Genomic DNA, 16,299 nt, shown 5'->3' with positions numbered 1-16,299 from the left:
CGGATGCATCGCGCCCTATCGCTCCAGGACGTACCGCCCCGGCGCGTGGGCCAGCACCGGATAGCCGCGGCCGGGCGCACCGGGCGGCGGCGGCGGTTGCCTCGCCCCGGACCGCTCGCCGAGCCAGGCCAGCCAGCCGTTCCACCAGGACCCCTCGCTCACCTCGGCGAGCGCGTACCAGCTGTCGGGGTCGAGATACCGGGCGCCCGGGGCGCGGCGCGCCATGCGGTAGTGCCGCCCCGCGTGGCCCGGCTCGCTGACGATGCCGGCATTGTGTCCGCCGTTCGTCAGCACGAACGTCACGTCGGCATCGTTCAGGAGGTTGATCTTGTAGACCGAGCGCCACGGCGCGACGTGGTCCCACTCGGTCGAGACCACGAAGAGCGGCGCGCGGATGTCGCCGAGCGCCACCGGGTGGCCGTCGACCTCGTAGCGCCCCTCGAACAGGTCGTTGGACAGAAACAGCCCGCGCAGGTATTCGCTGTGCATGCGGTAGGGCATGCGCGTCGTGTCCGCGTTCCAGTTCATGAGGTCGGTCATCGGCCGGCGCCGGCCCAACAGGTACTCGCGCACCACGCGCGACCAGACGAGGTCGTTGGAGCGCAGGAGCTGGAACGCGCCGGACATCTGGCGCGTGTCGAGATAGCCCTGGTCCCACATGACGTCCTCGAGATAGTCGAGCTGGCTGTCGTCGATGAACAGCATCAGTTCGCCCGCCTCGCTGAAGTCGGTCTGCACCGCCAGAAGCGTGATCGAGTGGAGCGCCCCGCGCCCCTCGCGCGCCAGATAGGCCGCCGCGATAGTGAGGAGCGTGCCGCCGAGGCAGTAGCCGACCGCGTGAACCGGCGCGACCGGCACGATCGCCTCCACGGCCTTCAGGGCATCGAGGACGCCGAGCCTCAGGTAGTCGTCCAGCCCGAGATCGCGGTCCGCCGCGGTCGGGTTGTGCCAGGAGATCATGAAGACGGTGTAGCCCGCCGCGACGAGGTGGCGGACGAGCGAGTTCCCGGGCGACAGGTCGAGGATGTAGTATTTCATGATCCAGGCCGGCACGATCAGGACCGGCTCGGCATAAACGTCCGGCGTCGCCGGGGCGTACTGGATCAGCTCGATCAGCCGGTTGCGGAAGACCACCTCTCCCTTCGTCGTCGCGACGTGCTGGCCCGGCCGGAAGGCTTCCGTGCCGACCGGCGGCTTGCCGCCCGCCGCCCGCTCTCAGTCCATCCAGAAGTTCGCGGCGCCGCGCAGGAGGTTCTGCCCGCCCTCGCGCAGCGTCGCCGCCAGGACCTCGGGGTTGGTCGCCACGAAGTTGACCGGCGAGACCGTGTCGAGAAGCTGGCGTGCCATGAAGGCGACGAGCTGCTCGTGGTGGCGCGACACGCCGCCGATGCCCGTGGTCGCCCCGTGCCACCACTGCTGGTTCAGGAGAAAGGCCTGGTGGATCAGATTGAACGGCGGCTCCAGCCACGCCTCGTCCCGGAACCGGTCGTCCTGGCGCAGGGGCTCGATGCAGGACGGGCAGGCCGGATCGGCGGCAAGGCGCGCGGCGTAGGTCGCGAGGCGAACCGCCTTGCGCGCGGCCTTCTCGCCGAGCTGCGCGCACTTGCCCGGCGAGGAGCCTAGGTGAAGGGCCCAGTCGGCATAGGCCAGCCACAGGGCTGCCGGAGACAGGCCGGCGGTGAGGCGCGCCAGGCCCGCGTGGAACAGGCGGTCGATGCTGGTCGGCCCGTCCTCCGCCTCGGCGTCACCGGCCGCCTCGGGCGAGCCGGGTCCCCCTTGCAGCGGAAAGGAGGGTCGCCCGAGGGCCTGCCACGTGGCGGACCAGGCGCGCCAGTTGCGGGACGCGGCGTCCAGCCAGGGCGGCGTCCAGTCCATCTCCCGGAGCGTCATGTCGTTCATAGCCGCATCCCCCCGTCGATCTCGAGGACGCGGCCGTTGAAATAGTCGTTGCCGAGCACGAAGACCGCCGCCTCGGCGATCTCGTCCGGGCGCGCCAGCCGCCCGGCGGGGATCGCGGCGACGAGGCGCGCGCGGATCGTCTCGGGAATGGCGGCGACCATGCGCGTGTCGCTGAAGCCCGGCGCGATCGCGGCGACCCGGATGCCGTGGCGCGCGAGTTCCTTTGCCCAGACCACGGTCATCGCGGCGACGCCCGCCTTGGCGGCCGAGTAGGCGGTCTGGCCGACATTGCCGCAGCGCGAGATGCTGGAGACGTTGAGGATGACGCCGCCCCGGCGGTCCCGGACCATGTGCGTCGCCGCCTCGCGCCCGCACAGGAAGACGCCCTCGAGATCCACGGCGACGACCTGCCGGAAATCGTCCAGCGACATCCGGGCCGCGACCAGCCCCTCGCCGCCCTCCACCAGAAGCGCGTCGCGAGTGATCCCGGCATTGTTGACGAGCGCGTCCAGCGGACCGAAGTCCTCGCGCACGCGCTGAAACAGCTCCGTCACCTCGGCTTCCTCGCGCATGTCGGCCACATAGCCCCTGCAGGCGCCGCCGGCCGGGATGGACAGGGCGTCCCGGCAACCGCGTTCCGCCTCGCGGAGCGGGCGCTCGTCGCTATCGGCGAGCGCGACCCGCGCGCCCCTTTCCACCAGCATCTCCGCCATCTTCCGGCCGAGCCCCTGCGCCGCTCCCGTGACGATGATCGACTTGCCCTGAAGCTGCATGTCCGGCCCTTCGAGCCTTCGCGCCGCCCGCATCCCTGCGAGGATGCCCGAGCGCCCCCTTGGGGAGGGCGAACCGTATCCGAGCCTTGGCAGCTACCAGCGCCGGGGGTCCGAGCCATTGACGGCGATCAAGGATCGCGACCGGGCGATCAGGCGGCTCGCGCGCCGCTTGATCGCCGTCAACGGCGCCGGCATCCGCCGTCGTAAGCTTCCCCTCTTCTCCAACAACCGAAAAGGAAGCCCGCGATGAGGATCGAGAACGTCATGCACGAGGGCGTGAAATGGGTTTCGCCCGATACGCTGGTCGCCGACGTCGCGGCGCTGATGAAGAAGGAGGACATCGGGGCGGTGCCGATCGGCGAGAACGACCGGCTCGTCGGCATGATCACCGACCGGGACCTCGTCACGCGCGGGATGACCGACGGCGCCGACGCCCGGAAGCTCAAGGTCCGCGACGTGATGACGAAGGGCATCGTCTACTGCCGCACGGACCAGTCGATCGAGGACGCGATCCACCTGATGGAGGACAAGAAGATCCGCCGCCTGCCGGTGATCGACAAGGACAAGCGCCTGGTCGGCATGCTGAGCATGGGCGACATCTCCCACCATGCGAGCCGCGAGATGTCGGGCCAGCTCGTCCACGCCGTGGCCGCGCCCCATGGGTAATGGTTGAGGAAAGCGGGCGGGCCGCGACGATCCGGCCCGCCCCTTCACGGATGCTCAGAGCCGCATCACCGACAGCGGGCCTTTGAATTCGATCCGCAGGCCGCTCTGGCGCGCGGAGGCCGCCAGGCGGTTGACCTGCGCCACGTCCGTCTCGATCGTCGCCCGGTCGCGCTCGTTCGTGTCGCGGTCATGGGCCGCGAACCAGCCGCGCGCCCGTTGCGAGACAAGCGCGACCTGCCACTTGCTCCTGTTCAAGAAGGCCACCCGAAGATCGGGCAGCGTGCCGGTCTCGAAGTTATGCATGGGAAATCCTGGAAGAGCTCTGGGATGGAACGGCGGACCGCGCCCCGAGGGGGTGGCCGTGGCGGTCGCGTGAAGCCGGCCGCCACGGACCCCGCGCCCGATGGGCGAAGGCGGGATGCGGTCATGCCGGGTGCCCCGTTTCCCGCACCTCCCAGATGACCCAGGCGGCCGAGAGGATGATCGCGAGACCGCAGATCACGACGTTCAGGAGGGCCCAGCGAACCGTCGTGAAGCCCAGGACCCAGGGCGAGACCACAAGCCAGACGCCGAGCGCGATATCGGCCCACTCCTCCCAGATGCGGAACGAGGCGAGGGCCGCCACGCTGAGCACGACCGCGATCGCGCCCACCAGAAGGGCATTCCAGAAGATCAACGAGCTGCCGCCCGCGACCGCCGTCGCGGGAGCGGTAAACCCGAAGACCCAGTTCGAAAGGATGAGCCACGCCCCGATGACCGCGACGAGCCAATCCTGCCAATGCTGGTCGTTCATCTTTGTTCTCCATCGTGCGGACGTGACCGTCATCACGCCGGATGAAGACCCCTAAAACGCGCCACGACGCAGGCCTTTGACCGGAATCAACCCTTTGGCACAGCGTCGCAAGGAAGGGGCTGGGACGACTTGACGAAAGGAAATCGCCCCTGCCGGGTTGACGCGCGTCAAGGCAGCTGCGGGCCACCGGTCCATGGTCGGCGCGGATCGCATCGCGCGAGATCGCGACCGGTCCGACAGAACCTGAGGAGACGACCATGAATCGACTCACTTTGCTCTCGGCCGCCCTTCTGGCCGCCCTTGTGGCAGGGTCCGCCCTCGCTGCGACCGCCACGAGCACCATAAAATCGATGGATGCGTCCAAGCGCACCGTCACCATGGACAACGGGCAGACCTATCAGGTCCCGGCCGGCATGGACCTCTCGATGGTCAAGCCGGGCGAAAAGGTGAAGGTCACCTACGAAACCAAGAACGGCGTCCATCACGCCTCGCGGCTGGAAGCCGCCAAGTAGCGGCAGCCTCGCGAACCCGGACCGGCTCCGCTCCTTGGGCCGGCACAGAGGATCGACACCGCCTTCCGCGCGGCTGCCGGCTTCCCGGTCCGGGTTCGAACGGTTTCTCCTCCTTCGCTCCCACCCACGCGGTGATTTCCATCAGCGCGATCACGAACGGCGTCCTCTTCGCAGGCCGACCGTCCTTCTCGCCGCCGCACGTTATCGCTCGACATCGTGAAGCGGCTCCCGCATCACGGACCCTCATCAGAAGTGACGGTCCCCGACGATGCAGAAGACCACCTCGCGCGCCCCGCGCCGGCGCCTCGGACGCACGCCGATGCTGCGGCGCTCGCGCGCGGTGTGGATGTCGAAGCGCCTCTGGCGCCCGCGCCTCGTCTTCTGGTCGGGCGCCCTGGCGGTCGGGCTCGTCAGCGTCGCCTTCGCCAAGCTCGCGGACGCGGCCCAGGCCGGCTTCACGGCGCTCCACGCCATGTCGACGGCGGGACCCGCGGCGGCTCTTCTCGTGCCGCCTCTCGGCTTCGCGCTCTCGAGTTACCTTGCGCTGCGCTATTTCCCGAACTCGGGCGGCAGCGGCATACCGCAGGCCATCGCGGCACGCCATTTCGAGAGCGACGAGGACCGGGGCGTCCTCCTGTCCCTGCGCATCGCGGCCGGCAAGATCCTGCTCACCCTTCTCGGCCTCCTGTCGGGTGCCTCGATCGGACGCGAGGGACCGACCGTCCAGGTCGGCGCCGCGATCATGCTGGCGGCCGGACGCATCGGGGGAATGGAGCGGGCGCGCGGTCTGATCCTGGCCGGCTCGGCAGCCGGCATCGCGGCGGCCTTCAACACACCGCTCGCGGGCATCGTCTTCGCGATCGAGGAGATGGGCCGGGCCTACGAAGCGCGCACCAACGGCCTTGTGCTGTCGGCCGTGGTGCTTGCGGGCCTCGCGTCGCTCGCCCTCACCGGCAACTACACCTACTTCGGTGAAAGCGAGGCGAGCGTCACCTCGATCGGCGGCTGGGCTCTGGTGATCCTCTGCGGTGCTGTCGGCGGAGCGTTCGGCGCCCTGTTCAGCGCTGGGGCGATGTCGCTCATGCGGCGACTGCGGCGCTGGACCAGGGGAAGCGCACACCGGATCGTCGCGGCCGCCGCCGCGTGCGGCCTCGTGGTGGCGCTCGTCGGCATCCTGTCGGGCGGCACCACCTACGGCACGGGCTACGAGGCCGCGCGTGGGGCGATCGAGGGCGGCACGCTGCCGCCGCTGTTCTTTGTGGAGAAGTTCGTCGCCGGCCTCGCCTCCATGGTGTCGGGCATTCCCGGCGGCATCTTCGCGCCCTCGCTGGCGGTGGGCGCAGGTCTCGGCTCGACGCTCGGGCTCGTTCTCGGCACCGCGCCGGCGCTGGCGGCCACGCTTGGCATGGCGGGCTATTTCGCAGGCGTCGTCCAGGCGCCCATGACGGCCTTCGTGATCATCCTGGAGATGACCGGAAATCCGGCCAACGTCGTGCCGGTCATGCTGGCGTCGCTGATCGGCTTCGGCACCGCCCGTCTGGTCTCGGGCGCCCCGCTCTACCACAACCTGTCGCGCAACTACGTGGCGGACGTCCTGCGCCATCGGCGCGCGACGGAAGCCGCGCGCAGCGATTGACCTAACCGAAGCGCTTGGGCGGCCGTCAGCCCGTCGCCGCCCAGGGCGGCGCCCGCTTGTCCAGAAAGGCGGCGATGCCGGCGCGGGCCTCCTCGCTTTCCCAGGCATCGGCCAGCGCCTCGATCGAAAGCTCGATCGCCGCATCGTCGATGCACGCGCCGAGCCGGAGCGCGAGAGCCTTGGCGCGGGCCACCGCGCCGGAGGCGGCCTTGAGATAGGGTGCGACCTCGCGCTCCACCGCCTCCGGCAGGGCCGCCTCGTCGACGCAGCGCGCGACGAGCCCGAGCCGCACCGCCTCGTCGGCATCGAAGAGGCGGGACGACATGAAGACCTGCCGCGCCCGCCCCTCGCCGAGCCGGGCCAGCACATAGGGGCCGATCGTCGCCGGGATCAGCCCGAGCCGCGTCTCGGTGAAGCCGAATCGCGTGCCGGCCACGGCGACCGCGACGTCGCAGACGGCGGCGAGCCCCGCCCCGCCCCCCAGCGCCGCGCCGTGGATCGCTCCGATCAGCGGCGCCCGCAGTTCGTTCAGCGCCCGCAGCATGGCGGCGAGCTTTCGTGCCTCCCCCATGCGCGTTTGTCGGTCGGCCTCGACCTGCGCCCTCATCCACGCAAGATCCCCGCCCGCGCAGAAGACCTCGCCTCCGCCCCGCAGGACCACGGCGCGCAGCGAGGCGTCGCGGTTCGCCTGCGCCGCGAAGGCCGTGAGCTCGGCGATCATGGTGGCCGAGAGCGCGTTGCGCTTGTCCGGCCGGTTCAGCGTCAGGGTGACGACGCCGCGCTCATCGCGCGCGGTGCGCAAGGTCTCGTAGCTCATGCGCCGCTCCTCAGGGTTCGGGCGAAGGCGCCGGCCTCGGCAAGACGCGCGGGGTCGATGCCGGTCTCGAGCCCAAGTTCGGCAAGGCGCGCCGCCAAGCTCTCGCTCGCGACGTTGCCGCTCGCGCCGGGCGCGTAGGGACAGCCGCCGAGGCCGCCGACCGATGCGTCGAACGTCCGCAACCCGGCCTCCAGCGCGACCTCGACATTGCGCAGCGCCTGACCGGACGTATCGTGGAAATGCCCCGCCAGCCGCGCGGCAGGCAGTTCGGCGAGAAGGCAGCGCAGGAGACGGTCGATCTCGCCGGGCGCCGCGCGCCCCAGCGTGTCGCCGAGGCTGACCTCGTAGCAGCCGAGCCGCAGCAGCTCGGCGGCCACGCGGCGCACCGCTTGCGGCTCCACCGTCCCGTCATAGGGGCATTGCGTGATGCACGAGACGTAGCCGCGCACCGGCAGGCCGGCGGCGCTGGCGGCCTCGGCGACCTCGCGGTAGCGCGCGAGGCTCTCGTCGATCGTGCAGTTGATGTTGGCCCGGCTGAAGCCCTCCGAGGCCGAGGCGAAGACGGCGACCTCGTCCGCCCCGGCCGCGACCGCGCCCTCGAGGCCGCGCAGGTTGGGCGTCAGCGCGGCGTAGCTAACGGACGGCGCGCGCCGGATGCCGGCCAGAACCTGCGCGCCGTCCGCCATCTGCGGTACCCAGCGGGGGCTGACGAAGCTCGCCGCCTCGATCTTGCGAAGGCCCGTCGCGGAAAGAAGGTCGACGAAGCGGATCTTGTCGCGCGTCGCGATGGCGCGCGCCTCGTTCTGCAGCCCGTCGCGCGGGCCGACCTCGAAGAGCGTGACGCGCTCAGGCATCGGGGGCGGGCTCCAGAAGAACCAGGACGTCGCCGTCGTCGACCCGCGCACCCTCGCCTACGCGGACCTCTGCGATCCGCCCGTCGCGCGGGGCCCGCAGCGTGTGCTCCATCTTCATCGCCTCGACCACCAGCACCGGGTCGCCGGCCGCGACCGTGTCGCCGGCCGAGGCCAGAAGCCGCGTGACGAGGCCCGGCATGGGCGAGTGGATCGCATCGCCGCCCGCGTCCGCGCCGCCGTCGCGGTCCAGCGGATCGACGCGGCGGAAGGTGTCGGTGCGGCCGGCCTCGAACACCGTGACCGCGCCGTTCCCCAGCACCACCTCGAACCGGCGACGATGCCCCTCGCGCTCCACGACGACGCTTTCGCCCTCGCGGCGGACCGCAAGAAGGGTTCCGTCCGCGAGCCGGACGCCCTGCCCGTCGAATTCGAGGCGCAGGTCGATCGCCTCCTCGCCAAACGCAAGCGGCATGGCGAGGCGCGCCCGGCCCCAGCTTCGGAAGGCCCGCAGCCGTGTCCAGGGGTCGTCACCCGCGGGGGCGTCGAGGAGACCGGCCAGCGCCAGCGCGGCAACGACCGGCGCCTCCGTCGAGGGCGCGGGGGACTGGTTCAGCGCGTCGAGGTGGCGGGCGATCAGGCCCGTGTCGAGGCGGCCGGCGGCGAAGTCCGGCTGGCGCGCGAGCCGCGCGAGAAAGGCGGCGTTGGTGGTCGCCCCGACGACCCGCACCGCATCCAGCGCGTCGGCCAGCCGCGCCAGCGCGCTCGCGCGGTCCGGTCCGTGGGCGATGACCTTCGCGATCATCGGGTCGTACCAGGGCGTGATCTCGTCGCCCTCCTCCACCCCGCTGTCGATGCGCAGGGGACCAGGCGAAAACGACGTCGCCTCGGGAAAGCGTAGGCGCTCGAGACGCCCGATCGCGGGCAGGAAGCCGCGCGCCGCGTCCTCGGCATAGAGCCGCGCCTCCACTGCATGACCTTGGATGCGCAGATCCTCCTGGCGCATCGGCAGCGGCTCGCCGCGCGCGACCCGCAGCTGCCATTCCACGAGGTCGAGCCCGGTGATCGCCTCGGTCACGGGATGCTCGACCTGCAGGCGCGTGTTCATCTCCATGAACCAGAAGCCGTCCGGCCGCAGGCCCCTCGCGCCGTCGGCGATGAATTCCACCGTGCCGGCGCCGCGATACCCGACCGCGCGCGCCGCCTCGACGGCGGCCCGGCCCATGGCCTCGCGCACCGCCTCGCCCATGCCGGGCGCGGGCGCCTCCTCGATCACCTTTTGGTGGCGGCGCTGGAGCGAGCAGTCGCGCTCGAAGAAATGCAACACGTTGCCGTGCGCGTCGGCGAACACCTGCATCTCGACATGCCGCGGCGCGGTGACGAAGCGCTCGACGAGCACGGCCGGGTCGCCGAAGCTCGCCTGCGCCTCGCGGCGGGCACCCTCCAGCGCGGCGCGAAAGTCCTCCGGCCGTTCCACGAGACGCATGCCCTTGCCTCCGCCCCCGGCCCGCGCCTTGATCAGGACGGGAAAGCCGATGCGCTCGGCTTCCAGGGCCAACCGCTCGGGGTCCTGGTCCGTGCCGTGGTACCCCGGAACCACCGGAACGCCGGCCGCCTCCATCAGGCGCTTGGCAGCATCCTTCAGACCCATGGCGCGGATCGCCGAGGCGGGCGGGCCGACGAAGACGAGACCGGCGGCCTCGACGGCCTCCACGAACACCGGGTTCTCCGACAGGAAGCCGTAGCCCGGATGCACCGCGTCGGCTCCGGTGCGGCGGGCGGCCTCCAGGATGGCGTCGATGTTCAGGTAGCTTTCGGAAACCGGGGCCGGGCCGACCAGGACGGCCTCGTCGGCGCGTCGCACGTGCAACGCGGCCTTGTCGGCCTCGGAATGAACCGCGACCGTCGGGATGCCGAGGCGTCGGGCGGTGGTCATGACGCGGACGGCGATCTCGCCGCGATTGGCGATCAGAAGCTTCTGGAACACTCTGGCCTCACATGCGGAAGAGGCCGAAGCGAGTCGGCTCGATCGGGGCGTTGAGCGCGGCCGAGAGCGAGAGGGCGAGCACCTCCCGGCTGCGGCGCGGGTCGATGATGCCGTCGTCCCAAAGGCGGGCGGAGGCGTAGAGCGGGTGCGACTGCGCCTCGAACATCTCGACCGTCGGCCGCCGGAACGCCGCCTCCTCCTCGTCGGACCAGATCCGTCCCGCCTTTTCCAGCGCCGCGCGGCGCACGCTGGCGAGAACGCCGGCGGCCTGCTCGCCGCCCATGACCGAGATGCGGCTGCCGGGCCAGGTCCACAGGAAGCGCGGCCCGTAGGCCCGGCCGCACATGCCGTAGTTGCCCGCCCCGAACGAGCCGCCGACGATCATCGTCACCTTCGGGACCGCGCTCGTCGCGACCGCCGTGACAAGCTTGGCGCCGTCCTTGGCAATGCCGCCGGCCTCGTAGCGGCGTCCCACCATGAAGCCGGTGATGTTCTGGAGGAAGACAAGCGGAATGCCGCGCTGGGAGCAGAGCTCGACGAAATGGGCACCCTTCAGCGCGCTCTCGGAGAAGAGAACGCCGTTGTTGGCGAGGATGCCGACCGGGATGCCCATGACGTGGGCGAAGCCGCAGACCAGCGTCTCGCCGTAGCGCGCCTTGAACTCGTCGAAGCGCGAGCCGTCGGCGAGACGCGCGATCACCTCGCGGATGTCGTAAGGGGTGCGCAGGTCGGCGGGCACGACGCCGAGGATCTCCTCGGGGTCGTGAAGCGGATCTTCCGGCGGCGCGAGGGCGACCGACGGATGTTTCACGCGGTTGAGACCGGCCACCGCCCGGCGCGCCAGCGCGAGCGCGTGGGCGTCGTCCTCGGCGAGATAATCGGCGACGCCCGACAGGCGGGTGTGGACGTCGCCGCCCCCGAGATCCTCAGCCGAGACCACCTCGCCCGTCGCCGCCTTCACGAGAGGGGGACCGGCCAGGAAGATCGTGCCCTGGTCGCGCACGATGATGGTGACGTCCGACATGGCCGGCACATAGGCGCCGCCCGCCGTGCAGGAGCCCATGACGACCGCGATCTGCGCGATGCCGTCCGCCGACATCCGCGCCTGGTTGAAGAAGATGCGGCCGAAATGGTCGCGGTCGGGGAAGACCTCGTCCTGGTTCGGCAGGTTCGCGCCGCCCGAATCCACGAGGTAGAGGCAGGGCAGCCGGTTCTCGGCCGCGATCTCCTGCGCCCGCAGGTGCTTCTTGACGGTGAGCGGATAGTAGGTGCCGCCCTTCACGGTCGCGTCGTTGGCGAGCACCATGACCTCCCGCCCCGCGACGCGGCCGATGCCGGCGACGACCCCGGCCGCCGGCACGCCGCCCTCGTAGAGGCCATGGGCGGCGAAGGCGCCGATCTCGAGAAAGGGCGAGCCGGGGTCGAGGAGGCGCTCCACCCGGTCGCGGGCGAGGAGCTTGCCGCGCGCCTCGTGGCGGGCACGGGCGGCTTGGCCGCCGCCCGCGAGCGCTGCCTCGAACGCCCGCTCCACGTCCGCGATCGCGGCCAGATGCGCCGCGCGGTTGGCGGCGAACGCGGCGGACCTGGCAACGGCCTTCGAGCGAAGAACGGCCATCAGCGCTGCGCCCCGACCAGTTCGCGCCCGATCAGCATGCGGCGGATCTCGCTCGTGCCGGCACCGATCTCCATCAGCTTGGCGTCGCGAAAGAGGCGCGAGACCGGCGTCTCGTTCATGAACCCCGCCCCGCCCATGGCCTGAACGGCCTGGTGCGCGACGGTCATCGCCTCCTCCGAGGCGTAGAGAACGCAGGCCGCCGCGTCCTGGCGCGTGACGCGCCCCCGGTCGCAGGCGCGCGCCACCTCGTAGACATAGGCCCGCGCGGAGTTCAGCTTGGTGTAGATGTCGGCGATCTTGGCCTGCATGATCTGGAACGATCCTATCGGCTGCCCGAACTGCCTGCGCTCCACCATGTAGGGCATGATCTCGTCCATGCAGGCCGCCATGATGCCGAGCCCGATGCCCGACAGGACGACACGCTCGTAGTCGAGCCCGGACATGAGGACCCGCACGCCCCGCCCCTCCTCGCCCAGGACGTTCTCTTCCGGCACCTCCACCCCGTCGAAGACGAGCTCGGCCGTGTTGGAGCCGCGCATGCCGAGCTTGTCGAAATGGGGAGAGGCCGAGAAGCCCGGCATGTCGCGCTCGACCAGGAAGGCGGTGATGCCCCGCGAGCCGACCTGTGGGTCGGTCTTGGCGTAGACGACGAGCGTCGCGGCGTCGGGCCCGTTGGTGATCCAGTACTTGGTGCCGTTCAGGACGAAGCGGCCGCCCCGCCGCTCGGCCCGCAGCGTCATCGAGACGACGTCGGAGCCCGCCCCCGCCTCCGACATGGCAAGCGCGCCGACATCGTCGCCCGACACGAGCCTCGGCAGATACCTCGCCTTCTGCGCCTCGGTGCCGTTCAACCGGATCTGGTTGACGCAGAGGTTGGAATGGGCGCCGTAGGAGAGCGCCACCGAGGCGCTGGCGCGCGCCACCTCCTCGACCGCCACGACATGGGCGAGATAGCCGAGCGCGACGCCGCCATGGCTTTCCTCGACCGTGATGCCGTGGAGACCGAGCTCGCCCATCTCGCGCCAGAGCGCGTTCGGGAAGTTGTTGGTGCGGTCGATCTCGCCGGCGATCGGCTTCACCCGCTCCTGCGCCCAGCCATGCACCATATCGCGCAGCGCGTTCACCTCCTCGCCGAGGTCGAACACCATGGAATTGCGGAACATGCTTCTCCCCTTCCGCCTACTCGGCCGCCAGCGCGGCGGGCGCCGCCGTCCGGATCTCGGCGCGCAAGGCCTCCCGCCGCGCCATCGCCGTCTCGAAGCTCGCCGCCTTGACCGGCCCGAAGCCCCGGATCTCGTTCGCGAGCTCGAGGAGGCTCGCAACCGCCCCCCGCGTCTCGGGCCGCAGATGCGCCTGCGCAAAGTCGAGATCGGCCTCGTAGAGCGCGATCAGCTGCCGCTCGAGCCGCCGGTCGTGCGTGCGGCCGAACGGGTCGAACGGCGTGCCGCGCAGCCGCTTGAAGCGCGCGAGGAGGCCGAAGACCGGCAGGACCCATGCCCCGAACTCGCGCTTCTTCGGCCGCCCCTGCGCGTCGCGGCCCGGCAGGAACGGCGGCGCGAGGTTGAGGCGCAGCCGCCCCCCATCCCCAAAGGTGCGGGTCAAGCCCTCGCGAAAGGCCGGCGCGGCGTAGAGCCGGGCGACCTCGTATTCGTCCTTGTAGCTGAGGACGCGCGCATAGCCGATCGCCGCCCCGCGCAGGAGCGTGCCGTCGCCGTCGAGCGGGCGCGTCGCCTGCGCGAAGCGCGCGAGCCGCCGGGCGTAGCGTTCGGCAAGCGCTGCGTCCTGATAGGCCGTCAGATGCGCTCGTCGGTGCTCCAGGATCTCGTCGAGCGTCATCGCATCCAAGGCGCGCGGCCGCTCTCCCTCGGCACCGGCCGCCCGCTCCGCCACGGCGGGATCGTGCGCGAGCATCCGGCCCCAGTCGAAGGCCGCGAGATTGAAGGGCACCGCCACGGCGTTGAGCTCGATGGCCTGCGCGATGGACTGGCGCCCGAGCGGGATGCGCCCGCGCTGCCAGGCATAGCCCAGCATCAGGACGTTGGCCGCGATCTCGTCGCCGCACAGCGCGGTTGCGGCTCGCGAGAAGTCGCGGAAGTCGTCGCGGTTGCGCACCGCGCGCTCCACGGAACGCTCGACGCCCGCCTGCCGGAAGTCGAAGTCGCGCTCGCGCACGAAGTCGGAGACCGGTGTGGTGTGGGTGTTGAGGACGGCGTGGGTGCGGCGCGGATCGCACAGGACGATGCTGTCCTTGGAGGCGGCGACGACGGAATCGGCGGCGAGCAGAAGGTCTGCGCCGCCTGCCGCGATGCGGGGCGCGGCGACCGGGCGGTCGGCACGCGCGATGCGCACGTGGCTGAGCACCGCCCCGCCCTTCTGCGCGAGACCCGCCATGTCGAGGATCATCGGGATCTTGCCCTCGATATGGGCCGCCATGCCGAGCAGCGCCCCGACCGTGAGAACGCCCGTGCCGCCGACGCCGGTGACGGCGATGTTCCAGGCCCGGTCGATCGGCGGCAGCGCGGGCTCGGGAAGAGCGGAGACGTCCGGGCGCCCAAGAGCGGCGCGGCGCCTCGGCTCGGCGCCCAGAACCGTGACGAAGGACGGGCAGAAGCCCTTCGCGCAGGAATAGTCCTTGTTGCAGACCGACTGGTTGATGCGGCGCTTGCGCCCCATCTCGGTCTCCTCCGGCTCGACGGCGATGCAGTTCGACTGCACCGAGCAGTCGCCGCAGCCCTCGCAGACGGCCGGGTTGATCCAGAGCCGCCTGGGCGGGTCGGCGGCCTTGCCGCGCTTGCGGCGGCGCCGCTTCTCGGCCGCGCAAGTCTGCTCGTAGACGATCACGGTGACGCCCTCGACCTCGCGCAGCTCGCGCATCACCGCGTCGATCTCGTCGCGGTGGCGGATCGCGGTGCCGGGCGCGAGGTCGGCCGGCTCGTAGACGTCCGGCCGGTCCGACACGAGCGCGATGCGCGCGACGCCCTCGTGGTGCATCTGATGCGTGATCTGTTCGGGCGAGAGGACGCCGTCCACCGCCTGGCCGCCGGTCATGGCGACCGCATCGTTGTAGAGGATCTTGTAGGTGACGTTGGCGCCGGCCGCGACCGACTGGCGGATCGCGAGGTGACCGGAGTGGAAGTAGGTGCCGTCGCCCAGATTCACGAAGCGGTGGCGCTCGTCGGTGAAGCGGCCGATCGCGGTCCAGGGCACGCCCTCCGCTCCCATGTGGGTGAAGGTCTCGGTGCGCCGGTCCATCCACTGCGCCATGAAGTGGCAGCCGATCCCGGCCATGGCCCTCGAGCCCTCGGGCACGCGGGTGGACGTGTTGTGCGGGCAGCCGGCGCAAAAATGCGGCAGGCGGATCACGGGCGCGACCTGCCCCGCGCCGCGCGCCTCGGCCGCCTCGACGAAGCGCAGGCGCTCGCGAATCCGCTCGGCGAGACCTTCCGGCAGGTCGAGCGCCAGAACGCGTGCGGCGATGGCCCGCGCGACGGTGGAGACGGTCAGACCGGCCGAGAGCGGCAGGACGGGGCGGTCCTCGTGATCGAACTTGCCGACGATGCGCGGGCGAACGTCGGCGCGCCAGTTGAAGAGCTGCTGCTTGATCTGGTTCTCGATGATCTCGCGCCGCTCCTCGACGATCAGGACCTCCTCCAGCCCTTCCGAGAAGTGGCGGATGCCCTGCGGCTCGAGCGGCCAGGGCATGCGAACCTTGTAGAAGCGCAGGCCGATCACTTCCCATTCGGCGGGGCCGAGCCCGAGTTCGGCCAGCGCCTGGCGCACGTCCTCGTAGGCCTTGCCCGAGGCGACGATGCCGAAGCGCGCCCGAGCGCTGTCGACCACGATCTGGTCGACGCGATTGGCGCGGGCGAAGGCGATCGCGGCAAACGCCTTCGTCTCCTGCAGCCGTGCGTCCTGCGCGAGCGGCGGATCGGGCCAGCGCAGATTGAGGCCGCCCGCCGGCATCTCGAAGTCCGGTGGCGGCACAAAGGTCCGCCCCTCCTGCGAAAGGTCGACGACGGTCGAGGTCTCCACGGTCTCGGAGATCACCTTGAAGCCGATCCAGCAGCCCGAAAAGCGCGACATGGCGATGCCGAGCAGGCCGAGTTCCAGGAACTCGTGTACCGAGGAGGGGTAGAGCATCGGCATCAGAGCCGAGATGAAGGCGTGGTCGGACTGGTGCGGGATGGACGAGGACTTGCAGGTATGGTCGTCGCCCGCGATCGCGAGCACGCCGCCGAGCGGGGCCGAGCCGGCCGCGTTGGCGTGCTTCAGGACGTCGCCGGAGCGGTCGACGCCGGGCCCCTTGCCGTACCAGAGGCCGAGGACGCCGTCCTTGCGCGCGCCGGGCGAGAGATGAAGCTGCTGGCTGCCCCAGACGGCGGTCGCGGCCAGGTCCTCGTTGAGGCCGGGCTGGAACACGACGTCGTAGCGGTCGAGGAAGCGCCGCGCGGCCATGAGCTGCTGGTCGTAGGCGCCGAGCGGCGAGCCCCGGTAGCCCGAGATGAAGGCGGCGGTGCGGAGGCCGGCGGCCCGGTCGCGCCGCATCTGCGTCATGGGCAGGCGTACCAGCGCCTGCGTCCCGGTCAGGAAGACGGATCCCCGTTCCGCCTCGTACTTGTCGTCGAGCGTCAGCGACCTGTCCATGATGTGCCTCCCAGCCCGGGCAGGATGGCACGGGTCGGCTAGGCCAGGATCGCTATTTGCGAGGTACTCCCGCCTGTTGGAGCAACGCCATCCTTGCAAGGGCGGC

At 71.0% G+C, this 16,299-nt stretch carries 12 protein-coding genes and 1 pseudogene; 3 read left to right on the top strand and 10 right to left on the bottom strand.

Features of this window, described 5'->3' with window-relative positions; all coding sequences use genetic code 11:
• Nucleotides 1–15: 15 nt before the first annotated feature.
• Both AUL35_RS02965 and AUL35_RS02960 read right to left on the bottom strand, forming a co-directional pair.
• Nucleotides 16–1,875 (bottom strand): annotated as a pseudogene (locus AUL35_RS02965) (PHA/PHB synthase family protein).
• Between the two features lie 20 nt (nucleotides 1,876–1,895).
• Entirely contained in the window at nucleotides 1,896–2,672 is a 777-nt protein-coding gene (locus AUL35_RS02960) for an SDR family oxidoreductase (protein WP_062011848.1), read from the bottom strand.
• A gap of 246 nt (nucleotides 2,673–2,918) precedes the next feature.
• Here AUL35_RS02960 and AUL35_RS02955 point away from each other — a divergent pair, with 246 nt between their 5' ends.
• Nucleotides 2,919–3,338 carry a CBS domain-containing protein gene (locus tag AUL35_RS02955; protein WP_062011846.1) on the top strand — a complete coding sequence of 140 codons (420 nt, stop codon included), beginning with the start codon at nucleotides 2,919–2,921 and terminating at the stop codon, nucleotides 3,336–3,338.
• A 54-nt stretch (nucleotides 3,339–3,392) separates the two neighbouring features.
• On the opposite strand, the gene AUL35_RS02950 is transcribed toward AUL35_RS02955, so the two are convergent.
• Together AUL35_RS02950 and AUL35_RS02945 are read right to left on the bottom strand one after the other, a co-directional pair.
• Nucleotides 3,393–3,641, bottom strand: a complete 249-nt coding sequence (locus tag AUL35_RS02950; protein ID WP_062011840.1) for a hypothetical protein — start codon at nucleotides 3,639–3,641, stop codon at nucleotides 3,393–3,395.
• 121 nt (nucleotides 3,642–3,762) lie between these two features.
• Nucleotides 3,763–4,131: an SPW repeat protein gene (locus AUL35_RS02945; protein ID WP_062011838.1), complete on the bottom strand. Its 369-nt coding sequence runs from the start codon at nucleotides 4,129–4,131 to the stop codon at nucleotides 3,763–3,765.
• A 257-nt stretch (nucleotides 4,132–4,388) separates the two neighbouring features.
• On the opposite strand from AUL35_RS02945, the gene AUL35_RS21460 reads away from it, so the two are divergent.
• Both AUL35_RS21460 and AUL35_RS02940 read left to right on the top strand, forming a co-directional pair.
• The gene (locus AUL35_RS21460; protein WP_082666060.1) at nucleotides 4,389–4,643 is read left to right on the top strand and encodes a DUF1344 domain-containing protein; all 255 of its coding nucleotides are present in this window, start codon (nucleotides 4,389–4,391) and stop codon (nucleotides 4,641–4,643) included.
• 268 nt (nucleotides 4,644–4,911) lie between these two features.
• Complete coding sequence (locus AUL35_RS02940) at nucleotides 4,912–6,279, top strand: chloride channel protein (RefSeq protein WP_062011836.1); 1,368 nt, start codon at nucleotides 4,912–4,914, stop codon at nucleotides 6,277–6,279.
• 25 nt (nucleotides 6,280–6,304) lie between these two features.
• On the opposite strand, the gene AUL35_RS02935 is transcribed toward AUL35_RS02940, so the two are convergent.
• From AUL35_RS02935 to AUL35_RS02910, 6 genes are read right to left on the bottom strand one after another with little or no spacing between them, the layout of a single operon-like run.
• Nucleotides 6,305–7,096 (bottom strand): crotonase/enoyl-CoA hydratase family protein, encoded by a 792-nt coding sequence (locus tag AUL35_RS02935; RefSeq protein WP_062011834.1) that lies wholly within the window; start codon nucleotides 7,094–7,096, stop codon nucleotides 6,305–6,307.
• Nucleotides 7,093–7,950 (bottom strand): hydroxymethylglutaryl-CoA lyase, encoded by an 858-nt coding sequence (locus AUL35_RS02930; protein WP_062011832.1) that lies wholly within the window; start codon nucleotides 7,948–7,950, stop codon nucleotides 7,093–7,095. The genes AUL35_RS02935 and AUL35_RS02930 overlap by 4 nt, the downstream gene beginning before the upstream one ends.
• A complete protein-coding gene (locus tag AUL35_RS02925) occupies nucleotides 7,943–9,934 on the bottom strand; it encodes an acetyl/propionyl/methylcrotonyl-CoA carboxylase subunit alpha (RefSeq protein WP_062011830.1) in 1,992 nt (663 codons plus the stop codon). Before AUL35_RS02925 ends, AUL35_RS02930 begins: the two co-directional genes overlap by 8 nt.
• A gap of 7 nt (nucleotides 9,935–9,941) precedes the next feature.
• Nucleotides 9,942–11,549, bottom strand: a complete 1,608-nt coding sequence (locus AUL35_RS02920; protein ID WP_062011828.1) for a carboxyl transferase domain-containing protein — start codon at nucleotides 11,547–11,549, stop codon at nucleotides 9,942–9,944.
• Nucleotides 11,549–12,712 carry an acyl-CoA dehydrogenase family protein gene (locus tag AUL35_RS02915; protein ID WP_062011826.1) on the bottom strand — a complete coding sequence of 388 codons (1,164 nt, stop codon included), beginning with the start codon at nucleotides 12,710–12,712 and terminating at the stop codon, nucleotides 11,549–11,551. Before AUL35_RS02915 ends, AUL35_RS02920 begins: the two co-directional genes overlap by 1 nt.
• A 16-nt stretch (nucleotides 12,713–12,728) precedes the next feature.
• Nucleotides 12,729–16,193: an indolepyruvate ferredoxin oxidoreductase family protein gene (locus AUL35_RS02910; protein WP_062011824.1), complete on the bottom strand. Its 3,465-nt coding sequence runs from the start codon at nucleotides 16,191–16,193 to the stop codon at nucleotides 12,729–12,731.
• Nucleotides 16,194–16,299 lie beyond the last annotated feature (106 nt).

This window comes from Aureimonas sp. AU4 (assembly GCF_001463765.1).
Taxonomy (GTDB): domain Bacteria; phylum Pseudomonadota; class Alphaproteobacteria; order Rhizobiales; family Rhizobiaceae; genus Aureimonas.
Note: the sequence above shows the minus strand (reverse complement) of the source record. Positions and strands in the feature narration are given on the sequence as shown.